Below are 17,124 nucleotides of genomic sequence, written 5' to 3' on the forward strand. Positions count from 1 at the left end.
GGCCCGCCCTGCACCCCCGCCCTTCGCGTGTGCAGCATAGTGCCTAAACGCCCGGAATTCCTGCGATTCATGCGCCAGAGTGCTGCCAAATCGGCGGGCACCGGGGTTGGTTGACGATTCCCTGCGCGCTGCATGTGAATCGTGCATGGCTGGCTTACGCGCTCCCGTCTCCCACCACCGCAGCCATTTCCCATATGGTGCGTTGCAACAGAAGCAGGCAGGCGGTGCCGAAACGGTTCGCACCGGCTGCCCGCACAGAGGTCAAATCCGATGTTCGTCTCCCTCATCCTCAGCAAGATCCGCTCGTACCTGCGCTACCGCGAGACCGTGCACGAGCTGTCGCGTCTGTCCGACCGCGAGCTCGACGATCTCGGCATCAGCCGCTTCGAGATCCAGGGTATCGCCCGCTCGGTCGCGTAAGCGTCGACACGCTTAGACAGTTATCGCGTACCGAGTCCCCGAGTTCTGCGTACCCAAGTCGATCGAAGGCCTTCGGGCTCAACCATCGTCTCGCGCGCCCGCCCCTCCCGGCGGGCGTTCGCTTGTCCGGACCCTCGCCTCCGGACCCCTGCATTCATCCGTCGGTGTTGCATCGACGGTGCTTGATCCGATATGCCGCGTCATGTCCGGATCAGACCCCATTCACGTCGTCGGCGGCGGCCTCGCCGGCTCTGAGGCCGCCTGGCAGATCGCCGAGGCCGGCCTGCCCGTCGTGCTGCACGAGATGCGGCCCCTGCGCGGCACCGAGGCGCACCAGACCGATGGCCTCGCCGAGCTCGTCTGCTCGAATTCGTTCCGCTCCGACGACGCCGAGCAGAATGCCGTCGGGCTGCTGCACCAGGAGATGCGCCGCCTCGGCTCGCTGATCATGGCTTGCGGCGACGCCAACCAGGTGCCGGCCGGCGGCGCGCTGGCCGTCGACCGCGAGGGGTTCAGCCGGGCGGTCACGGCGGCGATCGAGGCGCATCCGAATGTCAGCCTCGCCCGCGAGGAGATCGACGGGTTGCCGCCCGCCTCCTGGGACAGCGTGATCGTGGCGACCGGCCCCCTCACCGCGCCCGGCCTCGCCGAGGGCATCCGCGGCCTCACCGGTGCCGAATCGCTCGCCTTCTTCGACGCCATCGCGCCGATCGTGCACCGCGACTCGATCGACATGGGCAAGGCCTGGTTCCAGTCCCGCTACGACAAGGTCGGTCCGGGCGGCACCGGGGCCGACTACCTCAACTGCCCGCTCGACCGCGAGCAATACGCCGCCTTCGTCACGGCGCTGGTCGAGGGCGACAAGACCTCGTTCAAGGAATGGGAGGCCTCGACCCCCTATTTCGACGGCTGCCTGCCGATCGAGGTGATGGCCGAGCGCGGCCCCGAGACCCTGCGCCACGGGCCGATGAAGCCCGTCGGCCTGACCAACCCGCACAACCCGACCGTCAAGGCCTACGCCATCGTCCAGCTGCGCCAGGACAACGCCTTGGGCACGCTCTACAACATGGTGGGCTTCCAGACGAAGCTGCGCCACGCCGAGCAGGTGCGGATCTTCCGCACCATTCCGGGCCTGGAGAATGCCGAGTTCGCCCGTCTCGGCGGCCTGCACCGCAACACCTATCTCGACAGCCCCCGCCTCCTCGACGCGACCTTGCGCCTCAAGGCCGAGCCGCGCCTGCGCTTCGCCGGCCAGATCACCGGCTGCGAGGGCTACGTCGAGAGCGCCGCGATCGGCCTGATGGCCGGCCGCTTCGCCGCCGCCGAGCGCCAGGGCCGCGCGCTGGAGCCCCTGCCGGCGACGACGGCGCTGGGCGCGCTCATCGGCCACATCACCGGCGGCCACGTCTCGGCGGAGGACGAGGGCGCGCCGCGCTCGTTCCAGCCGATGAACGTCAATTTCGGCCTCTTCCCGCCCCTCGACCGGGCGCCGAAGGCTCCGGACGGCAAGCGCTTCCGCGGGACCGAGAAGGCGCAGGCCAAGAAGCGGGCGATGACCGACCGGGCGCGGACGGCCCTGGGCGAGTGGCTCGGCGAGGAGCCGGCGCCGCTGCCGGCGGCGGCGGAGTAGTCTCGGGCAGCCTGCCGAAGGGAGCCGGACGGCTTCTCACACCCTCCGTGTCGTCCCGAGGCTCGACGCAGTCGCGAACCCGGGATCCATAACCGTCGAGATTTTCGGAAGGGGCGGGCAGCATTCCGCCTCATCCTCAATCGTCAGCGGTGATGGATCCCGGGTTCCGCTTCGCGGCCCCGGGATGACGGAGAGGGTTGCAAGCAGGCCCGACGCTTGACGATTACTTGACCGACCGCGCCGCCCGCCACAGCCGCCAGATCCGGCGCCAGTTCGGCACGTCGATCACGCTCGCCAGCGGGTCGTAGCCCGGCCGATCCATCTGCGCGAGGTAGCCCTCGACGAGGGCGACCGGCAGGAAGGCCGGGGCGGCCACGGTCGCGATCGTCGCGCGCTCGGCCGCGTAGGCCGCGAGGTGGCGGCGCACCAGCGCCCGCATGTCGGCGCAGGCGCCGAGCAGCCCAGGCCCACCCCGTCCCGCGACGATGTCCTCGCGGGTGACGCCGTGGGCCTTGAGCACGTCGGCGGGGAGGTAGACCTGGCCGCGCCTCGCGTGCCAGGGCAGTGCCCGCAGGAGGCCCGTCACCGCGTAGGCGACGCCGGCATGTCCCGCGGCCGCGGCGCCCCCGGGCTCGGAACCGGTCGCCAGGATCAGGCTGCCGAGGCGGATCAGGCAGGAGGCGGTCTCGCCGCAATACCCTTCCAGGTCGCCGGTCGAGGGCATCGGATCGTCGTAGAGGTCGAAGACCCGGGCGTCGATCAGGTCGACCAGGGGCTGGCGCGGCAGGCGCGCCTTGACGAGTGTGTCGTCGAGGGCGGCGGCGACCGGGTGGGCCCGCACGTCGCCCCGCGCCTCGCCCTGGAGCGCGTCGCGCCACCATTGCAGCCGCAATTCGCCGGGCATCGGGCTCGACACCGCCTCGCGCACCCGCGCCACCTCCAGGCTGAAGGCGGCCAGCGCGTGGAGGTGCGGTCGCTTGTCGGCCGGGGCGTAGAGGCTGGCGTACCAGCGGTCCGGATCGCCCTCGCGCACCAGGGCCTCGCAATGGGCGTAGGCCCAGGCCGGATCCCGCGTCTCGGGCTGGCTCATCGGGTCGGGCTCATTGCGTCTCGTTCATGGTGTCTGAGTCACGGCACCGCGATCAGGGCGGCCGCGACCTTGCGGTTCTCGGCCATCAGGATGTTGTAGGTCCGCGCCGCCGCGCCGGTCTGCATCACGTCGAGGCCGATGCCCGCCTCCTTGAGGAAGCGGCGCAAGGTATCGGGCACGAACACGATGTCGGCCCCGGTGCCCAGCAGCAGGAGGTCGATTCCCCCGGCCTCCTCCACCAGCGGCCGCAGGCTCGCGGGCGTGATGCCGGCGGGCTCGGTCACCTCCCAGGCGCGCACGCCGGAGGGCAGCGCCAGGATCGAACCACGATGCGACATCTCGGCGAAGCGGAAGCCGCCGGCGCCATAGGCGTCGATCGGGTAGCGGCCCGGGACGAAGCCGTCGTGCTGGCGCTCGGGCCCCGCCACTACTCGGCCGCCTGCTTGAGGCTGGAGGTGTCGCGCGGCTGCGTCCGGGTGCCGCCGGCCTGCAAGCCGATATAGATCAGGAACGGGGTCGAGACGAAGATCGCCGAGTAGGTGCAGATCACCACGCCGGCGAGCATCACCACCGAGAAGCCCTTGATTGCCTCGCCGCCGAACAGCACCAGCGCCAGCAGCGACAGGGCGGTCGACATCGCGGTCATCACCGTGCGCGACATGGTCGAGTTGATCGACAGGTTGAGCAATTGCTCCGTCGGCATGGTCTTGTAGCGGCGCATCAGCTCGCGGGTGCGGTCGAACACCACCACCGTCTCGTTCAGCGAGTAGCCGACGATGGTGAGGATCGCGGCGATCGAGGTCATGTTGAACTCGATCCGGGTGATCACGAACAGCCCGACCGTGATGACGATGTCGTGCAGGGTGCCGACGATGGCGCCGAGCGCCAGCTCGCGCTCGAACCGGAACCACAGGTAGAGCAGCACCGCCACGACCGAGAGCACGACGCCGATCGTGCCCGACTGGACGAGCTCCCCCGAGACGCGGGGGCCGACGGTCTCGACGCGGTCGAAGGCGTAGTCCTTGTCGAAGGCGGCGTGCGCCTTCTGCATCACCAGGGTCTGGCCGGTCTCGCCGCCGGCCTGGAGCGGGAAGCGCACCGAGATCGAGCCCTGGCCGAGTTCCTGCACCTCGGTCTCGCCGAAGCCGAACTCGTTGGCGGTGTGGCGCACGGTGCCGACATCCGACGTCACGCCGGGCTTCGGCCGCAGCTCGACCAGGGTGCCGCCCTTGAAGTCGATGCCGAAATTGAGCCCGACCTGCAGGAACAGCACCACCGTGGCGACCGAGATGAACGCCGAGAGCGGGAAGCTGAAGCGCCGCAGGCGCATGAAGTCGAAGTGGGATTCGTCGGGCCAGAGGCGGAGGAGGCGCATCGTCGGTCTCGGAACGGGGTGTCGGCGCGCCCGGGAGCGCAGCACGGAGGCGGGCGGCTCTTAACGCCGCCCGTGGGAAAAAATCAGATCGGCAGGGTCTTGGGCCGCAGGCGCTGGTACCACAGGGCGATCATCATCCGGGTCAGGGTCACGGCGGTGATGACCGTGGTCAGGATGCCGAGGATGAACACCACCGCGAAGCCGCGCACCGGGCCCGAGCCGAGGAAGAACAGGATCACCGCGGCGATCGCCATGGTGGAGTTGGAATCCACGATGGTGGCGAAGGCGCGGTCGAAGCCCGCCTGCAGCGCCGAGGGGATCGAGCGGCCGGCCCGCACCTCCTCCCGCACGCGCTCGTAGATCAGCACGTTGGAATCGACCGCGGTGCCGATGGTGAGCACGATGCCGGCGATGCCCGGCAGGGTCATGGTGGCTTCCAGCACCGACATCAGGCCGAGGATCAGGCCGACATGGACGAGGAGCGCGATGTTGGCGAAGAGGCCGAACACCCCGTAGGCGGCGAACATCAGCACGACGACGAGGATCGTCGCCACGATGGTGGCGTGCTTGCCGGCCTCGATCGAGTCGCGGCCGAGGCCCGGGCCGACGGTGCGGCGTTCGATCACGGTCAGCTTGGCCGGCAGCGCGCCGGCGCGCAGCAATACCGAGAGGTCGTTGGCCTGCTGCACCGTGAACCGGCCGGAGATCTGGCCCTGACCGCCGGTGATCGGCTGCAGGATGCGGGGCGCCGACACGACCTCGTTGTCGAGGACGATCGCCATGGCGCGGCCGACATTCTCGCTCGTCGCCTGGCCGAATTTCTGGGCGCCGCGCAGGTTGAACTTGAAGTTGACGATCGGCTCGTTCGACTTCTGGTCGAAGCCCGGCTGGGCGTCGGTCAGGTCGGCGCCGTCGGCCATCACCCGGCGCTCCACCGGCACGCGCTGGCCGTTGGAATCCTTCGAGGGCAGCATGTCGACGTCGCCGGCCGCGCTGTCGGCGAGCATGCGGAACTCGAGCTTGGCGGTCTTGCCGAGCTGCTCCTCCAGCCGGGCCGGGTCCTGGAGGCCCGGCACCTGGACCAGGATGCGGTCGGCGCCCTGCTGCTGGATCGACGGCTCGGTGGTGCCGCCGAGGTCGACGCGCTTGCGCACCACCTCGATCGCCTGGGAGACCGCGCGGCGCACCCGGGCGTTGAAGCCCGCGTCGGAATAGGTGAGCTGGATCAGGCCGTTCGGCTCCTCGCGCAGGTCGAGGGTGCGGGCGCCGGTCTGGCCGAGGGTCGCGTCGGTGACGGGCTGCGACAGGCCTTGCAGCTTCGGCATCGCCTTGGCGCGGTTCGCCGCGTCGCTGATGCGCAGCTGCACGCCGCGCGGCTGCAGCTGGATGCCGCCATCGGCCTGCACGCCGGCCTCGCGCAGGGCCTGGCGCACGTCGTCGCGCAATCCTTGAGCCATGGTGCGGCCAAGGTCGTTGCGGTCGACTTCGAGCACGATCTGCGACCCGCCCTGGAGGTCGAGACCGAGCACGATGGCGCGGGTCGGCACGATCCAGGTCGGGAACCAGGACGGCAGCGAGGCGATGAAGCCCTTGCGCTGATCGGCCGAGAAGAAGCTCGGCACGGCGAGCATCAGGCCGACCAGGATCACGGCGAGCGTCGCGACGGCCTTCGTGGTGGAGATACGGAGCATCCGCGGCGTTCCAACCGGTCCTTGGGGTCTATGTCAGGGAGGGCGGCCCGGCGGTGAGCCTGGGCCGCCCCCGTAAGGGCTGGGCTCAGGCGGCCTTGACCGGCTCGCCCTTGGCCCGGACCTCGGCGATCATGGTGCGGACCACCTTGACCTGCACGTTCGGGGCGATCTCGATCTCGATCTCCGGGGCCTCGGTCACCTTGGTGACCCGGCCGAGGATGCCGCCGGTGGTCACCACCGTGTCGCCGCGGCGCACGTTCTTGACCATGTCCTGGTGCTCCTTGGCGCGGCGCTGCTGCGGGCGCAGGATCAGGAAGTACATGATCACGAAGATCAGGATGAAGGGGACGACCTGCACGAGGATGTCCGTGCCGCCGGTCGCCCCGGCTCCCTGCGCGAAGGCGGGCGTGATCACTCTCGAGGTCTCCCGAAACAAGACGACATCAGGCCGCGCGGATCCCCGCCGGCCTTGCAAAAGCGCGCGGACTATAGCCACCGACGACCCGAAAGCAATTGCGGGGATCGGTCTTCCGGTGCCCCATCCCGGCGGGTTTTCGTCCGCCGCCGCCTGGGATTAAGAGGCGCTGCCGGCACGTCCGCCCCTGCGCAGGAGCCCGAGTTTCCCCGCGATGACCGATTCGACCCCCTCCCCCCTCCCCGGTTCCGACCTGCTGCCCGTGCTGCTGCGCATCGCCGCGGCCCTGGAGCGCGCCGCCCCGCCGGCCCGTCCCGCCCCCGACTTCGCGGCGGCCGACGCCTTCGTGTGGCAGCCGGAGGGTCGGTTGCAGCCGGTGCCGCGGGTCAACCGGGTCGAGATGGGCTTGCTTCGCGGCATCGACCGGATGCGCGACATCCTGTTCGACAACACCGAGCGCTTCGCCCGCGGCCTGCCGGCGAACAACGCCCTCCTGTGGGGCGCCCGCGGCATGGGCAAGTCGTCGCTGGTCAAGGCGGTCCACGCCGAGATCAACGCGAAGGGGACGCTGGAGCGGCCGCTGAAGCTCGTCGAGATCCACCGCGAGGACATCGAGGGCCTGCCCGCCCTGATGGGCTGGCTGCGCCCCGATCCCCACCGCTTCGTGGTGTTCTGCGACGACCTGTCGTTCGATGCCGAGGATACCTCGTACAAGTCGCTGAAGGCGGCGCTCGACGGCGGCATCGAGGGCCGGCCCGACAACGTGATCTTCTACGCCACCTCCAACCGGCGCCATCTCCTGGCGCGCGACATGATGGAGAACGAGCGCTCGACGGCGATCAACCCGGGCGAGGCGGTGGAGGAGAAGGTCTCGCTCTCCGACCGGTTCGGCCTCTGGCTCGGCTTCCACAAGTGCAGCCAGGACGAGTACCTGGCGATGATCGACGCCTACGTGGCGCGCTACGCGCTCGCGGTCGAGCCGGCGCGGCTGCGGGCCGAGGCGCTCGAATGGTCGACGACCCGCGGGGCACGCTCGGGGCGCACGGCGTTCCAGTACATCCAGGATCTCGCCGGCCGGTTGGGGCAGCGGCTGGACTGATCGTGATGCGGCGGGCGCGAGGGGCACGGGCCTGCGCCCGGCCCGATCCGCGGACCGGGATGTCGGCCGATCCTCGATCGCCCAGCGTCCCGGGCGGGGCAAAGAAAAAAGGCCACCCTTGCGGGCGGCCCGAAGTCTAGGGAGGAAACGCCCAAAGAGGGCAGCAGGGCCGCGACGCCATCGCGACCGTGCACTGCGAAAGATAAGCGTTCGAGCGCCGTTCGCAAGTGCGAAATGGCACCGGTGGCGGATTTTGCCCCGAGCGATCGCCCCGTCCCGAAACGGCGACACCCCCGCCGGGAGATCCGGCGGGGGTGTCGGGTTCGTGCCTTGCGGCGTCGCAGGGGGTCAGCGGCGCAGGATCTTGGTGACGAGGCGACCGACGAGGTTGCCGGAATCGTTGTACGCGACCCGGTCGTCGTAGGGGCGGCTGTCGGGGCGGGTGCGGGGATCGTCGTTCCCCAGGATCTTGGTGACGATTCGGCCGATGAGGCTCATCGCATCCTCTCGCGTGCTGGCGTTGCGGTCTTCGGAGGGTCAACGGCGAAACAGCCTCGGCCGTTCCGACCCGACCGTCACGCCAGCTCCGCCATCGCCTCGAAGACCAGGGCGTGGCGCGCCGCCAGCGCATCGATGTCGGTCGCGTAGCCGCCGCCGATCACCGCGACGAGGGGGATGCCGCGCCGGCGCGCGGCGCCGACCACGTGGGCCTCGCGTCGGCGCAGTCCCTCGTCGGTGAGCGCCAGGCGGCCGAGGCGGTCGTCGCGGTGGGGATCGACGCCGGCATTGTAGAACACCAGGTCCGGGTGCAGCGCATCGATCAGGCGCGGCACGTGGAGGGCGAGCGCCGCCAGATAGTCGTCGTCGGCGAGCCCGTCGGGCAGGCCGACATCGAGGTCGCCCGGCACCTTGTCGTGGGGATAGTTCTTCTCGGCGTGCATCGAGAAGGTGAACAGGTCGGGCTCGGTCGCCAGGCAATCGGCGGTGCCGTCGCCCTGGTGCACGTCGAGGTCGATGACGAGGGCCCGGCGGATCGTGCCCTCGCGCTGGAGGGCCAGCGCCGCCACCGCGACGTCGTTGAAGACGCAGAAGCCCCGGCCCCCGTCCCGCCTGCCGTGATGGCTGCCGCCCGCGGTACTGCCGGCGAGCCCCCCTTCGAGCGCCAGCCGGGCGGCCCGCAGCGTGCCGCCGCAGGCGGCGAGCGAGCGCCGCGCCACCCCGGCATCGACCGGCAAGCCGATCGCCCGCTCGACCGCCCGCGGCACCGTGCCGGTGACGACCTGCTCGACGTAAGCAGCGTCATGCGCGAGGCGGATCAGCTCCGGATCCGCGGGCTCGGGCGTCACGAAGCCCTCCGGCACCAGGCCGCGCGCCTCGATCGCGGCGGCGAGCCGCCCGTACTTGCCCATCGGGAAGCGGTGGCCCTCCGGCAACGGGGCCTCGTAGGCCGGGTGGAACACGACCGGAACCATGCGACGGACCCTGTGGACAGCGGGGACGGGACGGTCCCGCTCAACGCGCCGGCCCGCCGGACAGCAGGCGCGACCGCGCGCCGCGGGCAGGCGCAATCCCGCCGCAGATGTCAGAGAGTTAGCGCGCCGTCTTCCCCCGCTCCGACCGGCGCGGCGGTTCCTCTTCGCGGACATATGCTCTAGCTTGTCCCGGGACCGGACCGATCGACGAACACGGTTTGGACACGAATTCCCTCGACCCTTGGGGAAGGAGCTCATACCGGGGGCGTGAGACGGGACGCGCCGCGGGCGTGACGGTATTTCTCGGCGCCGCCCGGACGGGCGGGGCCTGCAAGCACGGCCGGGGGGCATGCGGGAACGGGGCGACGATCGCGGCGCGCGCAGAGTGCGCCGGTGGGAAGGGACTGCCAAGGCTCTCGGGCTCGGCCTCGCGCTCGGAGTCTGCGCGGCGGAGCCGGCGCGCGCCTTCGACCTGTTCGGCCTGTTCAACTCCGAGGAGGCGCCGCCGGCGCCGAGCCCCGCCGCCCTGCCCTACTCGGTCCGCTTCCAGGGCGTCGAGGACGAGGACCTGCTCCGCACCCTCCAGGATACGTCGAGCCTCTACCGCCTGCGCAACGACGCGCCGCCGGACGGCGAGGGCCTGCTGCGCCGGGCCGAGGCGGATGCGGGCCGCCTCGTCGATGCGCTCTGGGGCTTCGGCTACTATGCCGGCACGGTGTCGTTCCGCATCGAGGACGTGGTGCTGGGGGGCGACGCCGCCGCCCGCAACGCCGTGCGCGCGGCGGAAGCCGCCCGCAACCGCTCCCTCGTCGCGGTGCGGGTCTCCGTCGACCAGGGGCCGCTCTACCATTTGCGCCGCATCGCGGCGCTCGATCCGTCGGGCGTGCCGTTTCCGCCGGAGGCCGTGCCGGCCCGCCTCACCCGCCTCGACGACGACCCGCCGGCCCGCTCCGCCACCGTGCTCGCCCGCGAGGCGGCATTGGTCGACCATTTCCGCCGCCAGGGTCACCCCTTCGCCAAGGTGTTGCGGCGCGAGCCGGTGGTCGACCATGCGGCGCGCGCCATGGATGTGACCTTCGTGGTCGATCCCGGGGCGAAGGCGGTCCTCGGCCCGATCACCGTGCGGGGGACGGAAAACCTCGATCCGGCGGTGGTGCGCTCCTTCATCTACGCCGAGCCGGGCGATCCCTACTCGCCGCAGGCGCTCTCCGACATCCGCCGCTCGGTCTCGCGCATCGAGGCGCTCGGCGGCGTGCGGGTGCGCGAGGGCACGGCGCTCGATCCCGACGGCGGCTTGCCGGTCTTCGTCGACGTCACCGAGCGCGCGCCGCACATCGTCGGCGTCTCGGCGCGCTACTCGACCGTCGACGGGCCGGGCGTGCGGGCCTACTGGGCCGACCGCAACCTGTTCGGCGGCGGCGAGACCCTGCGGATCGACGCCGACCTGTCCTATCTCGGCCTCGGCACCGACTATTACGCCCGCCGCCGCAAGCTCGCCGGGATCGAGACCAACGGGCTCGGCGGCCGCCTCGCCGCGACCTTCGTCAAGCCGGCCCTGTTCGGCACCCGCAACGATCTCCTCGCCAGCGCCTTCATCGGCCGCGAGGTGCAGCAATCCTATCTCAGCGACGCGACCGGCGGCACGGTCGCGATCCGCCACCGCTTCGCCGACGCGTTCTCGGCGCAGATCGGCCTCGACGGAAGGGTCGGCTCGGACCGCGACGCGCTCGGCCGCGTCGATTACGGGCTGCTGGGCCTGAATGCCGGGGTCACCTACGATTCGACCGACAGCCTGCTCGACCCGACGAGGGGCTTTCGCGTCACCGCCTCGCTCACCCCCTATGCGGGTCTCGGCAAAAGCCCCGACCTCCTGATCGCCAAGGCGCAAGGCTCGACCTACTACGCCTTCGACGACGAGGGCCGTTACATCCTGGCCGCGCGCCTCGGCTTCGGCTCGGTCAGCGGCGCGAATCTCGCCGATATCCCGGCCTCCTTGCGCTTCTTCGCCGGCGGCGGCGGCTCGATCCGGGGCTACTCGTACCGCACCGTCGGGCCGATCGGCCCCTACCAGTTGCCGATCGGCGGGCGCTCGCTGCTCGAAGGCTCGGTCGAGGGCCGGATCAAAATCACCGACACGATCGGCATCGTGCCCTTCGTCGATGCCGGCACGGCCTTCGCCGGCACCCTGCCCGATTTCGACGAGCGCATCCGCGTCGCGGCGGGCCTGGGGCTTCGCTACTACACCGGCATCGGCCCGATCCGGGTCGATCTCGCGGTGCCGCTGAACCCCGACAAGCAGCTCAAGCAGCCGCCGGTCGCCCTCTACATCAGCCTCGGTCAGGCCTTCTGAATGATGCAGATGCGGGCCTCGCGCCTCCTCACCGCCGCCATCGGCGTCGCCCTCCTGGCGCTGGCCTGGCTCGGCCACGCCGCCACCGGCGAGGCGGCCGAGGGCGAGACCACGATCCTCGGCGACCTCCTGTCCCGTGCCCTCTCGACCCCGACCTCGCGGGTCTCGATCGGCGCCGTCGACGGGGCGCTCTCCTCCGATGCCACCATCCGCGACGTCGCCATCGCCGACCGCAACGGCGTCTGGCTGCGCCTCGACAAGGCCCGGCTGATCTGGCGCCGCACGGCACTCCTCTCGCGCCGCCTGGAGATCGACCGGCTCGAGATCGGGCGCCTCGAGGTGCTGCGCCGCCCCCTGCCCTCCGCCACCCCGCCGTCCCAGGACAAGGAGGCCCTGCTGCCCGACCTGCCGGTCAAGGTGGTGGTGAAGGCCTTCGCGCTCACCGACCTCGTCCTCGGCGAGCCGGTGATCGGCGAGGCCGCCCGCATCGGCGGGGCCGGCCAGGCGACTCTCGGCGACCCGCGCGAAGGCCTCGATCTCGGCTTCGGCCTGCGCCGCCTCGACAAGCCCGGCACCGTCACCCTCAAGCTCGCCTACGTGCCGGATTCGTCCCGCCTGGAGGTGAAGCTCGCCCATGACGAGCCGGCGGGCGGCCTCGCCGCCCGGCTCATGAACCTGCCCGGCCTGCCGCCGGTCAGCCTCGACCTCGACGGCAAGGGCACGCTCGATTCCTGGAATGCCGGCCTCGCGTTCAAGGCCGGCGAGGGCATCGGCGCCGACGGCAAGGCCCGCATCGACCGGGTCGGGGCGGAGCGGCGGATGGTGCTCGACCTCGCCTCGCGGGTCGAGGGCCTGATGCCCGGGCCCCTCGCGGCGGTTTTTTCCGGCACCACCCGCCTCGACGGGGCCTTGCGCTTCGCGGATGCCGGCGCGATCCAGGTCGACCGGTTCGAGCTGACCTCCCGCACCGCGCGCCTCGCGCTGAATGGCGGGGTCGATGCCGCGCGCAACGCCGACCTGACCCTCCAGGCCCGGGCGCTTCCGACCGAGGGCGGCGTCACCAAGGCCGGCGAATCGACTCTCGAATCGCTGATGCTCGACGCGAGCCTCAAAGGGCCGCTCGATGCGCCGGCCGTGCGCGGGACCTTGCGCGCCGCCGGCCTGTCGGCCGCGGGCAGCCGGCTCGGCCGGGCGAGCGCCGATCTCGTCGCCGAGCCGCTGCCGCGCCAGCCCGAAGGCCAATCCTTCCGCCTCGCCGCGAATGCCGAGGTCGACGGCCTCCACCTCGCCGATCCCGCCTTGCGCCGCGCGATCGGCCCGAAGGCGTCGTTCCGCCTCGCCGGCCGGATCGACCCGAACGGCGTCGCCGATCTCGATGTGGTGACGATCGAGGCGCCGACCGCGAGCGCCCGCTACGCCGGCCGGATCGGCCGCGACGTGGTGGCGGGCACGCTGCACGCCGAACTGCCCGACCTCGCGGCCTTCTCCCTCGCCGCCGGCCGGCCGCTCGGCGGCCGCGTCGCCGTCAAGGCGCTGCTCTCCGGCGATCCCGGCCGGGCCGGCGTCACCGCCGACGTCGAGGCGAGCACCGAAAAGCTCTTCCTCGGCACCCCCGCCCTCGACCGGACCCTCGGCCGCGACCCGCGCTTCACCGGCCGCCTGACCCGCCTGCCCGACGGCTACGCCGTCCAGGCCGCGCGCCTGACCGGGCACGCCGTGACGGCGACGGTCGACGGCCGCGCTACCGAGACAAAGGCCGACATGACCGGCCGGGTCGATCTCGGCGATCTCGCCACCCTCGACCCCGAGCTCGCCGGTCGCGCCGGTCTCGACGCCCGCCTCACCGGCTCGCTGGAGCGGCCAGACCTCGCCCTGACCCTGTCAGCCCCCGAGGCCCGCGCCATGGGCCGCCCGGTCCGCGACCTCGCGGCCCGCGCGACGATCACCGACGCCACCGGCGCCCTCGACGGGACGGTCACCCTGTCCGGCCGGGTCGACGGCAAGCCGCTCGCTGGCGACCTCCACCTCGCCCGCCGCGACGCCGACTGGCTGCTCGACCGCCTCGCGCTCACCCTCGGCTCTGTGAACCTCGCGGGCCGCGCCGCGATCGATCCCGCCTCGCGCCTCGCCGAGGGCGAGGTGACGCTCAAGGCCGGCGACCTCGACGACCTCTCGGCCCTGGCCCTCACCCGCCTGCAGGGCCGCCTCGACGCCGCGATCTCGTTGAGCCGCACCGGCGGCCGGCAGGATGCCCGGGTGCGGGCGACCGGCGAAGGCGTGCGCGGGGCAGGCGTTGCGCTGTCGCGTCTCGACGCCGACCTCGTCGGCACCGACCTCTGGACGAGCCCCAGGGTCTCGGGCCGGCTCACCGCCGACCAGCTCGTCGCCGGCTCCGAGACGATCGAGGCGATCCGCCTCGACGCCAGGCCCGCCCCCGACGGCAGCGACCTCGTGCTCCAGGCCCGCGCCCGGGGTTTCGCCCTCGACGGCGCCGCGCGCCTCGTCCCGGCCGAGCACCCGCGCCTCGACCTCGCCCGGCTCAGCGCCGTGCGCGGGGCCGACCGGCTTGCCCTGGCGGGCCCCGCGACGATCACGTTCCGGGACGAGGGCGTGACGGTGGCGGGCCTCGCGATCGCCGCCGGCTCGGGCCGGGCCAGCCTCGACGGCACGATCGGCCAGCGCCTCGACCTGCGACTCGGCTTGAAAAACTTGCCGCTGGCGATGGCCCGCATCGCCGCGCCGAGCCTGAGCCTCTCCGGCACCCTCGACGGCGAGGCCGTGCTCGCCGGCCCGGCCGCCAGCCCAGAGGGGCGCTATGCGTTGAATGTCTCGCGCCTCGTGACGCCCGAGACCCGCTCCGCGGGCCTGCCGCCGATCGACGCCAAGGCGTCGGGGCGCATCGAGGACGGCCGCGCCGGCCTCGACGGCACGGTGACGGCGGGACGCGGCCTGCAGCTCACGCTCTCCGGCTCGCTCCCCGTCGAGGCCGGCGGCACCTTGGGCCTGCGCACCCGCGGCACCCTCGACGCGGCGCTCGCCAACACGCTGCTGGCGGCGGGCGGGCAGCGCCTGACCGGCCGGGTCGCCCTCGATGCGGGCGTTGCCGGCACGCTCCAGGCGCCGAAGGTCGACGGCTCGGCGGTGATCACCGGCGGCAGCTTCACCGACCCGCTCCAGGGCGTGCGCCTCACCGACATCCAGGGCCGCCTCACCGGCCGCGGCGACACGATCGTGATCGAGCGCCTGACCGCCGCCACCCGCAACGGCGGCACCCTCCAGGCGCAAGGGCGCGTCGCCGTCGAGCCGGCGGCGGGTTTCCCGGGCAACCTGACCATCCGGGCCGACCGGGCCGAGCTGGTCTCGAGCCCGCTGATGACCCTGATCTCCGGCCTCAACCTGTCGCTGACCGGGCCGCTCGCCCGCACCCCGCGGATCACCGGCCAGGTCGACGTCGTCTCCCTCGACGTCTCGGTGCCCGACCGCCTGCCCGCCACGGTGCAGCCGCTGCCCGGCATCCGCCACGTCAACGCGCCGCCGCAGACCCGCGCCCGCCTCGCCGCGCGCGCCAAGCGCGAGGCCGCGGCGCGGCGCGGGGCCAAGGCTCCGCCCTTCCTCGCCACCCTCGACATCGCGGTGAACGCCCCCGGCCGCATCACCGTGCGCGGCCGCGGCATCGACGCCGAGCTCGGCGGCGCTTTACGCCTCACCGGCACCTCGGCGGCCCCGGTGGCGAACGGCGCCTTCGCGATGCGCCGCGGCCGGATCCAGATCGTCGGCCAGCGCCTCGATTTCGCCCGCGGCCGCCTGACCTTCGCGGGCGACCTGACCGCGCCGGACCTCGACTTCCTGGCCCAATCCCAGGCCGGCGACGTCACCGCCAAGATCGCCGTCACCGGCCCGGCGAACCAGCCCGACTTCGCGCTTACCTCCGAGCCGCCGCTGCCGCAGGACGAGGTTTTGTCGCGCCTCCTGTTCAAGAAGGCCTCGGGCGGCCTGTCGCCGTTCCAGGCGCTGCAACTGGCGCAAGCGGTCGCCCAGCTCTCCGGCGGCGCCGGCGGGCCCGACGTGTTCGAGAGCGCCCGCAAAGGGCTCGGCCTCGACAGCCTCGACATCCAGGCCGGATCGAAGGGCGGCGCGGCGGTCGGCCTGTCGCGGGCGCTGGGCGAGCGGGTCAATGTCGGCGTGCGCGCCGGGGCCCGACCGGAGGACAGCGCGGCCACCATCACCTACGACGTGACCGGGCGGATCAAGGTGCAGGGCGAGGCCGGGGCGGATGGACGAACGGCCGTGGGGGTGGGGGCGGAGTGGGAGTATTGAGTGATCCCGTCTGCCCGCTGCAGATCAAACCATCGTCAGACGCGAGGACTGCATGACCCGTCGAGCCGGCGTTTTCGTGTTGCAGGGGAACGATACCCTGGTGCCCATGCAGCCGGAGCAGTTCGCCGCCGAAGTCGATTTCCAGGCTTTGCTCTCGAAGTTTCCCTCGCTGCTGGTCGGCGATCAGATCGATGCCGACAACCCGCGGCGGTTCCTGCTCGTGAAGCAGGAATTGCCGATCGGGCACGAGGATGCTGCGAGTCGATGGTCGCTCGACCACCTCTTCCTGGATCAGGATGGCGTGCCGACCCTGGTCGAGGTGAAGCGGCAATCCGATGGCCGGCTCCGCCGCGAGGTGGTCGGGCAGATGCTCGACTACGCCTCCAACTTCCAGTCCTCCTGGACCGCCGACAGGCTCCTGTCGGCGTTCGAAGCGACCTGCTCGACGACCGGCGTGGATAGCGGCGCCACGCTGGCGGGGTTCCTCGGAGCAGACATCGACCCGGATCGGTTCTGGGCCGACGTCGACAAGAATATCGCGGCCGGTAAGTTCCGACTGCTGTTCGTCGCCGACGATATCCCGTCGGAACTGCGCCGCATCGTCGAGTTTCTGAACAAGCAGATGCAACCCGCGGAGGTTCTGGCGATCGAGCTGCGCCAGTTCACCGGAGAGGGTCTGCGGACGATCGTGCCGATGGTCTTCGGCCAGACGCAGGAGGCGGCGAGCCGCAAGGAGTCCGTGAGGGGTGAACGCTGGACCGAGGAGCGCCTGCTGGCGGAATGCGCCGGCAAGTTCCCCGAAGCGGAGGCCGCGGCCGCGAGGGCCATCCTCGACGGCATGAAGCGGCTCGGCGTCCCGCTCGTGTTCGGCACCGGCCGCACCAGCGGATCGGTTTATCCGCTGCTCAGACCGAGGGGCGGCGCACCGATCAACCCAGCCTACCTCTCGACCGAAGGCAGGGGCAATGTCTGGCTTCAGCTCAAGCATCTTGAGACGAAGTCGGTTCTCAACAGCGCGGAGGAACGACGCGAGATCGTCCGGCTCTTCGCTCAGGTCGAGGGGTCGGATCTGAGCGAGGCGGCCATCGACGGGTGGGCCACACTGCCTCTGGCACGGATCGCCGCCGACCCTCGCGGTGTCGAAAAGGTCGTCGCGGCCCTGCAATGGATCGTGGATCGCGTGAAGGCCGTCGGGACGAGCGCTCGGCCGACTGGGTAACGGTTTCGCGCCGCTTCCCCTGTCTGGGCGTCATCCCGGTCCCGCA

13 protein-coding genes are annotated in these 17,124 nt (G+C 71.7%); 6 read left to right on the forward strand and 7 right to left on the reverse strand.

Annotated elements, in window-relative coordinates:
* Positions 1-270 precede the first annotated feature (270 nt).
* The gene (locus tag ABZT49_RS28545; RefSeq protein ID WP_082173034.1) at positions 271-420 is read left to right on the forward strand and encodes a DUF1127 domain-containing protein; all 150 of its coding nucleotides are present in this window, start codon (positions 271-273) and stop codon (positions 418-420) included.
* Positions 421-622: 202 nt separating this feature from the next.
* Complete coding sequence (trmFO, locus tag ABZT49_RS28550) at positions 623-2,050, forward strand: methylenetetrahydrofolate--tRNA-(uracil(54)-C(5))-methyltransferase (FADH(2)-oxidizing) TrmFO (RefSeq protein ID WP_355291164.1); 1,428 nt, start codon at positions 623-625, stop codon at positions 2,048-2,050.
* 223 nt (positions 2,051-2,273) lie between these two features.
* On the opposite strand, the gene ABZT49_RS28555 is transcribed toward trmFO, so the two are convergent.
* The 5 genes from ABZT49_RS28555 to yajC all read right to left on the reverse strand — a co-directional run bounded on the left by ABZT49_RS28555 (position 2,274) and on the right by yajC (position 6,621).
* The gene (locus tag ABZT49_RS28555; protein WP_355291166.1) at positions 2,274-3,140 is read right to left on the reverse strand and encodes a phytoene/squalene synthase family protein; all 867 of its coding nucleotides are present in this window, start codon (positions 3,138-3,140) and stop codon (positions 2,274-2,276) included.
* 38 nt (positions 3,141-3,178) lie between these two features.
* The gene (locus tag ABZT49_RS28560; RefSeq protein WP_355291168.1) at positions 3,179-3,568 is read right to left on the reverse strand and encodes an MTH938/NDUFAF3 family protein; all 390 of its coding nucleotides are present in this window, start codon (positions 3,566-3,568) and stop codon (positions 3,179-3,181) included.
* The gene (secF, locus tag ABZT49_RS28565; protein WP_355291169.1) at positions 3,568-4,515 is read right to left on the reverse strand and encodes a protein translocase subunit SecF; all 948 of its coding nucleotides are present in this window, start codon (positions 4,513-4,515) and stop codon (positions 3,568-3,570) included. Before secF ends, ABZT49_RS28560 begins: the two co-directional genes overlap by 1 nt.
* Positions 4,516-4,598: 83 nt before the next feature.
* Positions 4,599-6,206: a protein translocase subunit SecD gene (gene secD / locus ABZT49_RS28570; protein WP_355291171.1), complete on the reverse strand. Its 1,608-nt coding sequence runs from the start codon at positions 6,204-6,206 to the stop codon at positions 4,599-4,601.
* A gap of 85 nt (positions 6,207-6,291) precedes the next feature.
* On the reverse strand, positions 6,292-6,621 hold the full coding sequence (gene yajC / locus ABZT49_RS28575; protein ID WP_093566757.1) for a preprotein translocase subunit YajC: 330 nt from the start codon (positions 6,619-6,621) through the stop codon (positions 6,292-6,294).
* A gap of 214 nt (positions 6,622-6,835) precedes the next feature.
* On the opposite strand from yajC, the gene ABZT49_RS28580 reads away from it, so the two are divergent.
* The gene (locus tag ABZT49_RS28580) at positions 6,836-7,720 is read left to right on the forward strand and encodes an ATP-binding protein (RefSeq protein ID WP_355291172.1); all 885 of its coding nucleotides are present in this window, start codon (positions 6,836-6,838) and stop codon (positions 7,718-7,720) included.
* A 348-nt stretch (positions 7,721-8,068) separates the two neighbouring features.
* Here the strand turns inward: ABZT49_RS28580 and ABZT49_RS28585 are convergent, their stop codons facing one another.
* Together ABZT49_RS28585 and ABZT49_RS28590 are read right to left on the reverse strand one after the other, a co-directional pair.
* Positions 8,069-8,218 (reverse strand): TFIIS helical bundle-like domain containing protein, encoded by a 150-nt coding sequence (locus ABZT49_RS28585; RefSeq protein WP_355291174.1) that lies wholly within the window; start codon positions 8,216-8,218, stop codon positions 8,069-8,071.
* Between the two features lie 77 nt (positions 8,219-8,295).
* Entirely contained in the window at positions 8,296-9,192 is an 897-nt protein-coding gene (locus ABZT49_RS28590) for a histone deacetylase (protein ID WP_355291176.1), read from the reverse strand.
* A gap of 385 nt (positions 9,193-9,577) precedes the next feature.
* On the opposite strand from ABZT49_RS28590, the gene ABZT49_RS28595 reads away from it, so the two are divergent.
* From ABZT49_RS28595 to ABZT49_RS28605, 3 genes are read left to right on the forward strand one after another with little or no spacing between them, the layout of a single operon-like run.
* On the forward strand, positions 9,578-11,542 hold the full coding sequence (locus tag ABZT49_RS28595; protein ID WP_407943590.1) for an autotransporter assembly complex protein TamA: 1,965 nt from the start codon (positions 9,578-9,580) through the stop codon (positions 11,540-11,542).
* Positions 11,543-11,551: 9 nt separating this feature from the next.
* Positions 11,552-15,859: a translocation/assembly module TamB domain-containing protein gene (locus ABZT49_RS28600; protein WP_355291178.1), complete on the forward strand. Its 4,308-nt coding sequence runs from the start codon at positions 11,552-11,554 to the stop codon at positions 15,857-15,859.
* Between the two features lie 52 nt (positions 15,860-15,911).
* Positions 15,912-17,078, forward strand: a complete 1,167-nt coding sequence (locus ABZT49_RS28605) for a hypothetical protein (RefSeq protein ID WP_355291180.1) — start codon at positions 15,912-15,914, stop codon at positions 17,076-17,078.
* The last annotated feature ends 46 nt before the right edge of the window (positions 17,079-17,124 follow it).

The sequence above is a fragment of the Methylobacterium sp. EM32 genome (assembly GCF_040593685.1).
In the GTDB taxonomy this organism is placed as follows: domain Bacteria; phylum Pseudomonadota; class Alphaproteobacteria; order Rhizobiales; family Beijerinckiaceae; genus Methylobacterium.